Origin of the sequence: Azospirillum melinis (genome assembly GCF_013340935.1) — a bacterium.
Lineage (GTDB): Bacteria > Pseudomonadota > Alphaproteobacteria > Azospirillales > Azospirillaceae > Azospirillum > Azospirillum melinis.
Genome location: NZ_WHOS01000104.1, coordinates 1 through 12,595, shown reverse-complemented (window position 1 = coordinate 12,595; position 12,595 = coordinate 1). Strand labels below are relative to the sequence as shown.

Here is a 12,595-nt window from a genome sequence, read left to right as displayed (position 1 = left end):
CCGTACCCCGCGCCGTCCCCCCTGCCGCCCCTGCTGGAAATCCACGCCCTGCGCGCCGAACTGGCGACCCGCGGCGGGCCGCTGAACATGCTGGACGACGTGTCCTTCACCCTCGGCCATGGCCGCGTCCTGGCGCTGGTCGGGGAATCCGGATCGGGCAAATCGGCCACGGCCTTCTCGATCATGGGACTGCTCGACCCGCCGGCGCGGGTGGCCGGCGGGTCGGTCCGCTTCGCCGGGCGGGAGCTGGTCGGTCTGGCCGGGGCGGAGATGCGCCGGCTGCGCGGCAACCGGATCGCCATGATCTTCCAGGACCCGATGATGACCCTGAATCCGGTGCTGACCATCGGCGCCCAGATCGTCGAGACCGTGCTGGCCCACGCGCCGGTCGGACGGGCCGAGGCCCGGCGGCGGGCGCGCGACGTGCTGGGCCGGGTCGGCGTCCCGGGGCCGGAGGAGCGGCTGGCCTGCCACCCCCACCAGCTGTCCGGCGGCCTGCGCCAGCGGGTGGCGATCGCCATCGCCCTGCTGCACCAGCCGGACCTGATCATCGCCGACGAGCCGACCACGGCGCTCGACGCCACCACACAGGCGCAGATCCTGCGGGAGGTCCGGGCGCTCGTCACCGGACGGCGGACCGCCCTGCTGTGGATCACCCACGACCTCTCGGTGGCCGAACAGCTCGCCGATGACATCGCGGTGATGTATGCCGGCCGGATCGTGGAGCGGGGACCGGCGGCGGCACTGCTGCGGCAGCCCATCCATCCCTACACGGCCGGGCTGATCGCCAGCCTGCCGCGCGGACGGCGCGGCAGCCGGCTGACTCCCATCCCCGGCCTGCCCCCGACCCTGGCAAGCCGCCCGTCCGGCTGCGCCTTCCGGCCACGCTGCGGTGTCGCCGGCCCGGCCTGTGCCGCCGATCCGCCCTGGCGGGACCGCCTGGCCGGCGGGGCGTCCGGCGGTGCCGTGCGCTGCGTCAACCCCGGGCAATCGGTGGCGGCATGAACGCCGCCCTGACCGCCGCACCGACAGGCGGAGCCTTGGCCGAACTGCGCGCGGTCTCGCGCGTCTTCGCCCTTCCCGGCCGGCGCGGCGCCGGCTTGACGGCGGTGGACGGTGTCGATCTCGCGGTGCGGCGCGGCGAAATGGTCGGTCTGGTCGGCGAATCCGGCTGCGGGAAATCCACCGTGGCGCGGATCATGGCCGGGGTGCTCGCCCCCAGCACCGGCACCCTGCGGCTCGGCGGCCGCGACCTTGGCAGCCTGACGGCGGCCGAGGCACGGGCGGCGCAGCTGCGGGTGCAGATGGTCTTCCAGAATCCCCACGCCAGCCTCAACCCCCGCTTCACCGTCGAGGAGATCGTCGGGGAGGCGGTGCGGTTCCACCGCCTGGTGCCGCGCGACGCCCTGGCCGACCATGTCGCCGCCCAGCTGCTCCGGGTCGGGCTCGACCCATCGCTGCGGCATGGCCATCCGCACCGCTTCAGCGGCGGCCAACGCCAGCGCATCGGCATCGCCCGCGCCCTGGCAGTCCGCCCGGACGTGCTGGTCTGCGACGAACCGGTCACCGCGCTCGACGTCTCGGTCCGCGCCGGCATCCTCAACCTGTTCCTCGACCTGCGCGATCATGGCGAACTTGGGATCCTGTTCATCAGCCACGACCTGTCGGTGGTCGGGCATGTCTGCGACCGCGTGGCGGTGATGTATCTCGGCCGCGTGGTCGAGGAGGCGCCAATCGATGCCCTGTTCGATGCGCCTCGCCATCCCTACACGCAGGCGCTGCTCACCGACGCAAACACCCCGTCGCCGCCGGCCGCCGGCCCGGAAACGATCCGGGCCGGGGCGCCGGCATTGTCCGAACGGCCATCGGGCTGCCGCTTCCGTCCGCGCTGCCCCGCCGCAAGGCCGGACTGCGCGGTCCGGGAACCGGCGCTGCGCCCCGTCGGACCGGGGCATCGGGTAGCCTGTCTGCTCGCCCATCTCTGAGGCCGGAGGCGACGCGGTTGCCCTCCCGGGGGCGTGACGTGCACGTGGCCGAGAGCCGCGAGGCCGGTGGCGCCCAAGATTTCCAGGATCGCCCGCCGCGTCCATGGAATGCCAGCACCTGACCCTGTTTCCTCGTCGTTTCGCATGCCAGCCTCCAATAGTTGAGAATGGAGCCCATCGCGCGCAACGCCGCGTGTGTATGTTCGACTATCGTAGATTCATCGAATTGTCGATCTGCCGACGCCTGTGTGGCCCGGCAACGGCGCAAAAGGAGGACATCGGCGAGCGGTACACCGTGCGAGGGGCGGCCGCATCATGACCGTCTGTCTGCCTGGCGATGCGACGATGCTTACGGTGAGAGGGCTCGCCACAGCGTCGCCGTGCTGGTGATGCTGTCGGTGGTGAGGATCGTCAAGACGACCCGGCCCTGGTACGAGGGGCGGGCCGGCGCCTGATGGCCCGCCCCCGCCGTGGGACCATCACCGGAGAGTGTCGGCATGTCTGAGCGTGATTGCAAGAACGGAGCGGATTCCCGAGCTTGGACGAGCCCTATTTCGAGGCGCCGGACCTCGGCAAGCTGACGCCCGGGCCGGTGTCCACCCACCCGCCGCGCATCCTGCTGCTCTACGGCTCGCTGCGCGAACGCTCCTACAGCCGCTTCCTCGCCGAGGAGGTGGCCCGGTCGGGACGTCAGCGAGGGATCACGTCTTTAGGATCAAGTTGTCGATCCGCACTCCTCACTGACAGGTCTGGTGAACAGATGTTCGGCCATGAAGTCAACGAAGATGCGGATTTTCGGTGAGAGCTGACGGCTCGATGGCCAGAGGATGCGGAACGTCCCTGAGTGTGTGAGCGCGCTGTCCATCACGCTTATCAGCGTCCCGGCCTTGATCTGTTCGCGAACGGCGAAGTCTGGCAGGCAGGCGATGCCGAGGCCGCGTTCGGCCATGTAGACGAGCGGCTCGATCGCGCTCGATGTCGCGGCGGTCGGCAGATCGGGCGCGGTTGCGCCACGGCGAACCGACAGCGGCCAGTCCTCCAGCTTACCCGTGCTCGGATAACGGTGGCGCAGGCAGCGATGCGTAGCGAGATCGGCTGGCTTTTCAGGAATGCCGTGCGCCGCGAAATACTCCGGCACACCCACGAGCCTGTATGTGAAGCTGCCGAGCACGCGGGTCATCAGCCGGGAATCGCTTGCCTCGCCGGTGCGGATCACCGCGTCGAAGCCTTCATCGATCACATCCACCAAGCGGTCGGTGAAATCGAGGTCGAGTTCGATCTCCGGCCAGGCGCGCATGAAGGCGGAAAGCGTCGGCATCATCAGCATGCCCACGAGCGGCAGGCTGACCCTGAGCTTGCCGCGCGGCGCGCTCCGTGTCTGCGACAGCTCCATCTCGGCCTGCTCGATCTCGCAGAAGATGCGTCGGCAGCGTTCGAGGAAGAGCGTGCCTTCCGGCGTCAGGGTGACGGTGCGGGTCGAGCGATGGAATAGCCGCACGCCGAGCCGGTCTTCGAGCCGGGCGACCGCCTTGCCGATGGCCGAGGACGAGACGCCGAGCTGCTTGCCCGCTGCGGTGAAGCTGCGCGCCTCTGCCGCTTGGACGAAGGCGTTGAGGGAACCGAGATTGTCCATACATTGAACCGATTGCGGACTGCTATATCCGATATGTTCCGAATTGTAGCCATATTATCGCGATAGACCAGAAAAACTATCATTGCCTCCAGACCATTGGCCGGCGGCTGGCTTTCGTGCCGAACGGCCGGAAGCCGATCGCCATCAGTCGGACAGGCGGAGCGATGACGACAACAAGAGAAAGCCCACCAAGCGCGAAAAATGGCCGCAGCGCCGCTTCCGACCCATTTCCTCTCGCCGCGCTGCTGGCGCTGGCGACGGCCGGCTTCATCACCATCCTGACCGAGGCGCTGCCCGCCGGCCTTCTGCCGCAGATCGGTGCCGGCCTGTCGGTCTCCGAAGCCCTCGCCGGTCAGCTCGTGACCGTCTATGCCATCGGCTCGCTGGTGGCAGCCATTCCGCTGACAGCGGCGACACAGGGTATGCGGCGACGGCCGCTGCTGCTCGCCGCCATCGTCGGTTTCGCCATTGCCAATACGGTGACGGCGGTGTCGGGCGACTACCTGCTGACGATGGTGGGGCGGTTCGTGGCTGGCGTCTCGGCCGGTCTCCTATGGGCGCTGCTCGCCGGCTATGCGGCGCGGATGGTGCCGGAGCATTTGAAGGGCCGCGCGATCGCCGTCGCCATGGTCGGCACGCCGCTCGCCTTGTCGCTCGGCATTCCCGCCGGCACCTTCATCGGCAACGCCATCGGCTGGCGGGCCTGCTTCGGCCTGGTGAGCGGCCTGACGCTGATCCTGATCGGATGGGTGCTGCTGAAGGTGCCGAACTTTCCCGGCCAGGCGGCGGGCAAGCGCCATTCGCTTCGCGGGGTGTTCCGCATGGCGGGCGTGCGGCCGGTGCTGTTCGTCACGCTCGCCTTCGTTCTCGCCCACAACATCCTCTACACCTATATCGCGCCGTTCCTCGCTGCCGCCGGCATGGGGGAAAGACCGGACCTCGTTCTCCTCGTCTTCGGACTGACCTCGCTCGCTGGCATCTGGATCGTCGGCGTTATGATCGACCGACGTTTGCGCGAACTGACGCTGGCGAGCACCGCGCTGTTCGGCCTTGCCGCTCTCGCATTCGGTCTCTGGAGCGAAATCCCGGTGGCGGTCTACGGCGCAGTTGCGGTCTGGGGCCTGTCGTTCGGCGGGGCGGCCACGCTGTTCCAGACGGCACTTGCCAAGACATCAGGCGACGCCGCCGACGTCGCGCAATCCATGCTCGTCACGGTCTGGAACATGGCGATCGCCGGCGGTGGCATCATCGGCGGCCTGCTGCTGGAAAGGATCGGCGTCGCCGCCTTCGCGCCGGCTTTGCTCGGCCTGCTCGTGCCCACCCTAATCGTGGCCTGGACCGCGCACCGGCACGGCTTTCCTGCCACCGACACCATTCCCTAAAACAACCTGACACTTTGGAGCCTTCCATGTTCCTGACCTCGGGCGATCGCCCTTCTTTCTCACCGAACGCGCAGACGAAAAGCCTGAGCGCACGGATCGATGCCGTCATCGACACAGCCCTTGCTCAACAGCGCGTCGTCGGCGCCGTAGTCCTCGCAGCAAAGGACGGCGAGATCGTCTATGCCCGCGCGGCCGGCTTTGCCGACCGGGAAGCTGGGCGGGCGATAACGCCCGACACGCTGTTCCGCCTGTCCTCGGTATCGAAGGTGTATGTCTCGGTCGCCGCGATGGTGCTGGTCGAACAAGGGCGGCTCGCGCTGGACGCGCCAGTCACGGACTGGCTGCCCGATTTCAGGCCGGCGTCGCCGGACGGCAGCGTATCCGACATCACCGTCCGCCATCTGCTCAGCCATATGGCGGGACTGAGCTACGGCTTCCTCGAACCGGCGGATGGCCCATATCATCGGGCGGGCATCTCCGACGGCATGGACATCGCCGACGTGACGCTGGAGGAGAACGTCCGGCGCATCGCCGCCGTGCCGCTGCTGTTCGCGCCGGGAACGTCGTGGAATTATTCGCTGGCGACCGACGTGATCGGACTGGTCATCGAACGCGCCACCGACCTTCCGCTCGCCGAGGCCGTCCGCACACTGGTCATGGAACCGCTCGGGCTGACCGACACCGGCTTTGCCGTTGCCGATCCCGATCGGCTGGCGGCCGGCTATGTCGACGACGGCGCCGCGCCGCGCCGCATGGCCGATGTCGAAATCATCCCGCTGCCCTTTATCGAAGGCTCCGAGGGGCTGCGCATGTCGTTGGCACGCGCCTTCGACGAAAACGCTTTCGCATCGGGCGGCGCGGGGATGGTCGGCTCGGCCGGCGATCTGCTGGCCGTGCTCGAAGCGCTGCGCAAAGGCGGCGCGCCGCTTTTGTCGCCGTCCGGTGTCGAGGCGATGGCAACGGACCAGACGCAGGGAATCGATCTTTTGCCGTGGGCCGGACGTGGCTTCGGCCTCGGGTTCACCGTGCTGCGCGATCCTGTCGCTGCCAATTCGCCGGAGCCTATCGGGACATGGCGGATGGGTGGAGCCTACGGCCATTCCTGGTTCGTCGATCTCGTCAACGGGCTGACGGTCGTCTCCTTCACCAATGCCGGTCTGGAAGGTCAGTCCCCCGGCGGCCGGTTTCCTGACGGGTTGACGCGGGCTATCTATGGATGAGGAGAGCGCGATAGGCGTTGGGCAAACAACGCCGCCATCATCAACCAAAGACAGCCACGGCGGAGCGGATGCCGATCCCGCCAGAATACAGGTCGGCGTGGTCGGGGCTGATGTGATGGAAGACGTCAGCGATCGTGCGCCGGACACGATCGTTGAAGCCCTCGGCCGAGTTGGCATGCACGCTGCCGCGAACATGCTCGTGCCGGGAATGGCGGACCGTATCGTGCGCACCGAACGCACTGCCGATGGCGACGAACGCCCTCCATTCGTCGCTCATCAGGTGGGCGTCGGGATCGACGGCGGCTTCCAGCACCCGCTCGGCCTCGTCGAGCGACAGGTCGGCGACCACGGCGGCACGGGCCTCGGCCCGCCGGTGTGCCCGGTTCCCGCGCGCTTGGCCGCTGGACGACCGCGAGTGCTGGCGTTTTCGTCGTGCGGGGCCGGCTCTTGCGTCCTCGCCTAAGTTTGGGAGGGTTGGGATCACGGCGCGGCTTGGCACCGGAATGGAACTCGTCGATCTGCACCGTCCAGCCCAGCGGATGGTCGCGCAACACCAGAAGCCGCAGGGCGTGGCTCATCCGCCATGCCGCCGGCTGGCTGACGCCAGTCGCACGTAACCGCTGGAAGACCTGTTTCTTACGGTGTTTCGTTGATAATGGCGGCGTTGTTTGCCTGACAACCGTCGCGGTCTCCTCCATTATGCCCAAACCGAGGACGTCGCTATGGCGGCGTAACTCAACACAAATGGCCTCCAGGAAATCCGGTACGGTTCAATCTCCTGCTTTTCGACCACCCGGTCGCCCTCAAGCTTGTCGGCCGGTTTCACCGAGCGCGCGATCAAGACGCGTCGCCCCTCACGCATCACATCGCACAGGAAATCGGTCGTCATGACCAGCGGGGTCCGGGTCGCGGTGTCACGGGGATGCTCGACACCGATCCGCTCGGCAATGGCCTGGGTTGCAGCGCGGTCGAGGGGGAACTGCTCGCGGATATCGAGCACCGAGGAGGACCAGTCGAGGATATAAAAGAGGTCGCGTTCTATGTCGGATAGCAGATGACGGACGCGGCCGGTTTTCAGGCCATGAGGCCGGTGCGTGCGACCGCTCGACGGAACGTCCTGGACCGTGAGCCACGGCTTGTAATCCAAACCGGCCCCGGTGCCGCGTCCCTCTGCGTGGAAGCGGGAGATCCTGCCCTCGTCGAAGCTGTGCCGGCGGTGCCCCATGCCATCCCGTCGGAAGCGGACCACCTCTTTCGATAGTACGCAGATTCCGGGCGAGCGCAAGCTCAGCTAGGAGCAGACATTTTTGCCTAAGTGCAGACTTTTTTGTCTGAGTGCAGACTTTTTTGTCGTCTCACATTTGTCTCATTCATGCCACGGGAAACGCCCTCATTCATAATTTCCTAACCATAAGTGTTAGTACCCGATTAAGGCTAACAGACGAGCCTGCGGAACGAGGCGATACCCATAAAGCGGAGTTCCAAAATGGCTACCACCAACACCGACGGCACGATCCAGGTCACCTTTGCGGTCAATGCCTGGGGCGCGGCAGCCGGCGGAAAATGGCCGCATTTTCAACTGCTTCTGGACGGTGCCAGCATCGGCGAGGCCACCGTTTCCTCCGCCACCCAATCCCGCTACGTCTTCACCGCGAATGTGCCGGCCGACAAGGCTCATGCGCTGCAGCTGGTCTACGACAACGACGATACGGTTAACGGTGAGGACCGCAACCTGTTCGTCAAGTCGTTCGAGGTGAATGGCAAGACCATCCTGTCGATCGATCCCTCGGTCAAGTACGACACCGGCAAGATCGACGGGCTGAACGTCATTTCCGGCCAGACCGAGATGTATTGGCCGGGCGCGCTGAACGTGCCGCTGCCCGCCACCCTGTTCCCGTCCGCCGCCACCGTGCCGGACGCCGAGACGGCCGCCACCATGACCACGACGATCAAGGTCAGCGCCTATGGCGTCAGCGCCGCCGGACAGGCCCCGCACTTCAAGCTGCTGGTCGACGATCAGGTGGTCGGCGATGCCTGGGTCAGCGCCACCTCGGCCACCGACTACACCTTCACCGCCAAGGTGGACCCGAACGAGGCCCACAAGATCCAGATCTGGTACGACAATGACGCCACCGTGAACGGCGTCGACCGCAACCTGTTCGTCAAGTCGATCAACATCGACGGCAAGACCATCGCCTCGACCTCCGACATGGCCTCCTATGACAAGGGAGCGGTTGACGGCAAGTTCGTCGTCGCCGGCCAGGAGGGACTCTACTGGGGCGGCGCCCTCACCTTCGGCGTGCCGGAGGAGTATTTCGGCGGCGCCTATGTCCCGCCGCCCCCGCCGCCGCCGAGCAAGGCGGTGGACATCGTCGTCAACGCCTATGGCACCTCGGCCGGCGGCCAGGCCGCGCATTTCAAGCTGCTGGTCGACGGACAGGTGATCGGTGATGCGAAGGCGGCGGCGACCACCACCGGCTACAAGTTCACCGCCGACGTCGACCCGACCAAGGCCCACACGGTCCAGGTCTGGTACGACAACGATGCGACCGTGAACGGCGTCGACCGCAACCTGTTCGTCAAATCGGTCGTCATCAACGGCAACACCGTCGCCGCCACCGACAGCATCGTCACCTATGACAAGGGTGCCGTCGACGGCAAGGACGTGGTCAAGGGCCAGGAAGGCCTCTATTGGGGTGGCGCCTTGAACGTCAAGGCCGGGGCCGACCTGTTCGGCAACACCCCCGCCACCCAGACGCCGGTTCCGACCGCTCCGACCAAGCCCGCCTTCTACGTCGCCGCCAACGGCAAGGACACCTGGTCCGGCAAGCTGTCCGCCCCCAACGCCGACGGTACCGACGGTCCCTTCGCCAGCCTGGAGAAGGCGCAGGCCGCCATGCGGGCCAACCCGTCCATCGACACCACCTATGTCCGCGAGGGCACCTATCACCTGACCAAGACGCTGGAGCTGACCTCGCTCGACAACGGTCACAGCTTCCAGAACTATCCCGGCGAGAAGCCGGTCCTGAGCGGCGGCGAGGTGGTGAAAAGCTTCACCAGCGAGGGCAACGGCCTCTATTCGGCCAAGCTCGGCACCGCCAGCAACCTCGACCTGATCGTCGGCGATGTCCGCCAGCATCTGGCCGAGAAGTTCGCCTACGACGCCTCCGACGTCACCAGCGGCTGGCACTTCGCCGACGCCGCCTCGGGCGGGCCCAGCGGCTGGTCGATCCGCTCGCACGGCACCGACGTGACCGCGGCCGACATCCAGCCGGGCACGCTCATCCAGATCATGGATGCCGAACGGCTGGGCGACACGCTGGGCACCATCGCCAGCTTCAACGCCTCCACCCGCACCATCACGCTGAAGAACGGCGCCTCCCTGCCCTTTGCCGAAGGCACCACCTACAAGCTGCTGAACAACGCCACCTATGTCGATCAGGCCGGCGAGTTCGCCTGGCACACCTCGGACGGCAAGCTGCTCTACAAAGCCGCCAGCTCCGGCTTCGTCTCCAGCGGCGTCGAGGTGCCGCGGCTGGACACGCTGATCAAGCTGAACGGCGCCAGCAACGTCACCATCGACGGGCTGACCTTCAAGAACACCACCACCGGCGGCGACGCCCTGCTGCTGACGAAGTCGAGCGGCAACCACATCAGCGACAACAGCTTCCTGAACGTCGGCACCGCGATCAAGCTGACCGCCGCCTCGTCCAACAACGACATCGCCCACAACACGCTGAACCATATGGCGGAAAGCGGCATCGAGATGGACGGCCGCAGCAACGGCAACAGCATCTACGGCAACAGCATCAGCAACATCGGCGAAGTGCGCAAGGCGGTGTCCGGCATCATCGGCACCGGCGTGGACAACAACCTGATCTCCAACAACGACATCGACCACAGCGCCCGCTATGGCATCTCGTTCAAGGATTACGGCGGCACCACCAACACGGTGAACCACAACAACATCATCCAGTACAACAACATCTCCTACACCGGGCTGGAGACCGCCGACGGCGGCGCCATCGAGATCCTCGGGCGGTCCAGCGTCGACACCGGCATGATCATCCAGGGCAACCGGATCGAGCACGCCAACGGCCTCGCCACCAGCAACCAGGACACCTGGATGTTCGGCCAGAAGGGCTTCGGCATCTATCTGGACGACATGGCCGGCGGCATCACCGTCAAGGACAACTTCATCAAGGACGCCGACTGGGCCTCGGTGCAGATCCATGGCGGCGACAACAACGTGGTGACCAACAACTTCTCGGTCATCGCCAGCAACAAGGAAGACTTCATCCGCATCGAATGGCAGCCGGTGCACGGCACGGCCGGCGACCCGCACAACAATACGATCACCAAGAACGTGGTGATGGGGACCCTGCCGCTGGACGACTACATCGAGCTGCTGAGCGCCAACGACTTCGTCATCGACAACAACCTTGTCTACAACGTGCCGAAGTACGGCGATCACGACGTGATCGGCAAGCCGATGTTCGCCAACGCCTACTGGGGCGACTACTCGCTGCTGCCGACATCGCCAGCCTTCGCGATGGGCATCCACGACCTCGCCTGGGCCAAGATGGGCGTCGACGGCGTCGCCGCGGTCGGGCTGGAGCATTTCTGGGACGGCGTCTGATCGCCCGATCCTGAAAGCCGGCATATAGGGGGCCGGCGCATCGGGGGTACGCCCTCGACGTGCCGGCCCCAGCGGTGGGCGGAGCCTGTTTTGCTCGAGGTCGAGCGACGGAGGCTCCGCCCACATGCGTTTCGCAAATCCTTTCAGAAGACACCCCCGGCGCCCGGCACAAGCGCAATCGGCGCAGCCGTGCCTCCTGCTTGGCGTCCGCGCCGCAGCGCACCATATCCAGGCCGCGCTCCGCTGCGGGCAGGTCCAAGCTGCACGGATCGGGGCGCGTTCCCATTCCAGACCGGACGGACCGAGACAGTTTCCGATGATGCAAGCGACGTGGACCGCAGGATGGACCGCAGGAGCCGTGGTGAAGACCCTGGGGGCCGGCCTCCTGCTGTGGGCCGCCTGTGCGGTGGGGCCGGCCTCGGCCCAGCAGGATGACAAGAAGCCGAAATTCGGCCCTGACGCCGTGCCGATCACCCGTTCGGTCGATTTCGTCCGTACGACGCCCGCACCGGATTACTGGGCGCTCAGCCCCTATTACGTGCCGCAGACGACCGGCGCCTCCTGCTCGGTGGCCAGCGTGGTCATGATGCTGAACGCGCTGCGCGGGTTGCCCGGGCTGGCGTCGGAACGGCTGGTCACCGCCAAGCAGCTGCTCGACCGGCTGGACGATGATCATTGGCGCGACGCCACCGCCGACGATGGCGAGGGCATCTCCTTCGGCGAGCTAATCACCTATGTCCGGCGCAGCCTGAGCGCCTACGGCATCGACGCCGAGGTGGAGGTCTGGCGCCCGCGCGACACCTCTCCCGCCACGCTGGCGGAGCTGCGCCGCATCCTGTCCGACAATGAGCGCAGCGCCGACGACATCATCCTGCTGGCCTTCGACCAGGGCACCCTGACCGGCGACATCGGCCTCGGCCACATCGCGCCGCTCGGCGCCTACGACGCGGCGAACAGGCGCGCGCTGGTGATGGACCCGGACCGCGCTTGGTACGTCCCCTATTGGACCAGCGACGTCCGGCTGCTCGAGGCGATGCTGAAGCCCGACCGCGCCGATCCGGAGGGCAGCGGACTGATCCGCGTCCGCAGCCGCCGGGTTTCAGGGTAAGCGTCCTTTACTTCACTTCCTGGCTGGTCAGGTCGGAGGGGTTCTGCGACCGGGTCGGCTCGTTGGGCTGATCCGGCTCGCTCGCCCACTGGTTCGGGCGCGGCACCGGATTGCCGTTGAGGTCGGGCGGCGCCCGGCGCACGTCGGCGAGCGCCTGCTGCAATTCCTGGCTTCCCGTGGCGGCGGAGCTGGACGGGTTGGGCGCCCTGGTGCCCTGAGCGGTCGGGTGCGGATCCTGGCTCTCCTGCACCTTGCCGTCGCGGGCGAGCGCGTCGCCGGCGGACTCCTTCGATCCGGACTCGACCGGAGCGGCGGCCGGCTGCTGGCTCTGCTGCTGATCCGCCTGCTGTGCGGCGGCACCGAGCAGCGGCAGGCCGGACAGGAACCCTGACAGCAGCAGGGCGGCGGCGATCTTGCGCATGGCGCATCCTTCCATTGGAGAATCGGCAATCGGGCCGGCGGGCCTTTCGGGGAAAGCCGTTGGAGTCCAATGCGCGACGGCACCAAACGGCCGGCGGCGCGTTGTACGGGGGACAGAGTCCGGCTTTCAGGCCGTCCGGTCCCAGCCCATCAGGAACACCGACAATGCCCAGCGAGTTCCCGTCCTCCGCCGCCACCCCCTCCACTG

At 66.9% G+C, this 12,595-nt stretch carries 9 protein-coding genes and 1 pseudogene; 6 read left to right on the top strand and 4 right to left on the bottom strand.

The window, feature by feature from the left end; all coding sequences use genetic code 11:
* Nucleotides 1-1,005 (top strand): ABC transporter ATP-binding protein (locus tag GBZ48_RS34695; protein WP_425486042.1); only part of this gene is annotated, 1,005 nt, incomplete at its 5' end.
* The gene (locus tag GBZ48_RS34690; RefSeq protein ID WP_174475188.1) at nucleotides 1,002-1,985 is read left to right on the top strand and encodes an oligopeptide/dipeptide ABC transporter ATP-binding protein; all 984 of its coding nucleotides are present in this window, start codon (nucleotides 1,002-1,004) and stop codon (nucleotides 1,983-1,985) included. The genes GBZ48_RS34695 and GBZ48_RS34690, both read left to right, overlap by 4 nt.
* Nucleotides 1,986-2,700: 715 nt before the next feature.
* Here the strand turns inward: GBZ48_RS34690 and GBZ48_RS34680 are convergent.
* The gene (locus GBZ48_RS34680) at nucleotides 2,701-3,618 is read right to left on the bottom strand and encodes a LysR family transcriptional regulator (RefSeq protein WP_174475187.1); all 918 of its coding nucleotides are present in this window, start codon (nucleotides 3,616-3,618) and stop codon (nucleotides 2,701-2,703) included.
* A gap of 116 nt (nucleotides 3,619-3,734) precedes the next feature.
* On the opposite strand from GBZ48_RS34680, the gene GBZ48_RS34675 reads away from it, so the two are divergent.
* Nucleotides 3,735-5,000, top strand: coding sequence for an MFS transporter (locus GBZ48_RS34675; protein WP_343049795.1), 1,266 nt, complete (start codon nucleotides 3,735-3,737; stop codon nucleotides 4,998-5,000).
* A 26-nt stretch (nucleotides 5,001-5,026) separates the two neighbouring features.
* Nucleotides 5,027-6,220 (top strand): serine hydrolase domain-containing protein, encoded by a 1,194-nt coding sequence (locus GBZ48_RS34670; protein WP_174475186.1) that lies wholly within the window; start codon nucleotides 5,027-5,029, stop codon nucleotides 6,218-6,220.
* A 64-nt stretch (nucleotides 6,221-6,284) separates the two neighbouring features.
* On the opposite strand, the pseudogene GBZ48_RS34665 reads toward GBZ48_RS34670, so the two are convergent.
* Nucleotides 6,285-6,831: pseudogene (locus GBZ48_RS34665) on the bottom strand (IS1595 family transposase); the annotation flags it as partial.
* A gap of 86 nt (nucleotides 6,832-6,917) precedes the next feature.
* Nucleotides 6,918-7,445 carry a TnsA endonuclease N-terminal domain-containing protein gene (locus GBZ48_RS34660; protein ID WP_209798209.1) on the bottom strand — a complete coding sequence of 176 codons (528 nt, stop codon included), beginning with the start codon at nucleotides 7,443-7,445 and terminating at the stop codon, nucleotides 6,918-6,920.
* 261 nt (nucleotides 7,446-7,706) lie between these two features.
* Between GBZ48_RS34660 and GBZ48_RS34655 the strand changes: the two genes are divergently transcribed.
* Both GBZ48_RS34655 and GBZ48_RS34650 read left to right on the top strand, forming a co-directional pair.
* Nucleotides 7,707-10,859 carry a carbohydrate-binding domain-containing protein gene (locus GBZ48_RS34655; protein ID WP_174475184.1) on the top strand — a complete coding sequence of 1,051 codons (3,153 nt, stop codon included), beginning with the start codon at nucleotides 7,707-7,709 and terminating at the stop codon, nucleotides 10,857-10,859.
* Nucleotides 10,860-11,220: 361 nt separating this feature from the next.
* Nucleotides 11,221-11,967 (top strand): phytochelatin synthase family protein, encoded by a 747-nt coding sequence (locus tag GBZ48_RS34650; protein ID WP_174475183.1) that lies wholly within the window; start codon nucleotides 11,221-11,223, stop codon nucleotides 11,965-11,967.
* 7 nt (nucleotides 11,968-11,974) lie between these two features.
* Here GBZ48_RS34650 and GBZ48_RS34645 read toward each other — a convergent pair whose 3' ends face one another.
* Entirely contained in the window at nucleotides 11,975-12,388 is a 414-nt protein-coding gene (locus tag GBZ48_RS34645; protein WP_174475182.1) for a hypothetical protein, read from the bottom strand.
* Nucleotides 12,389-12,595: the final 207 nt, after the last annotated feature.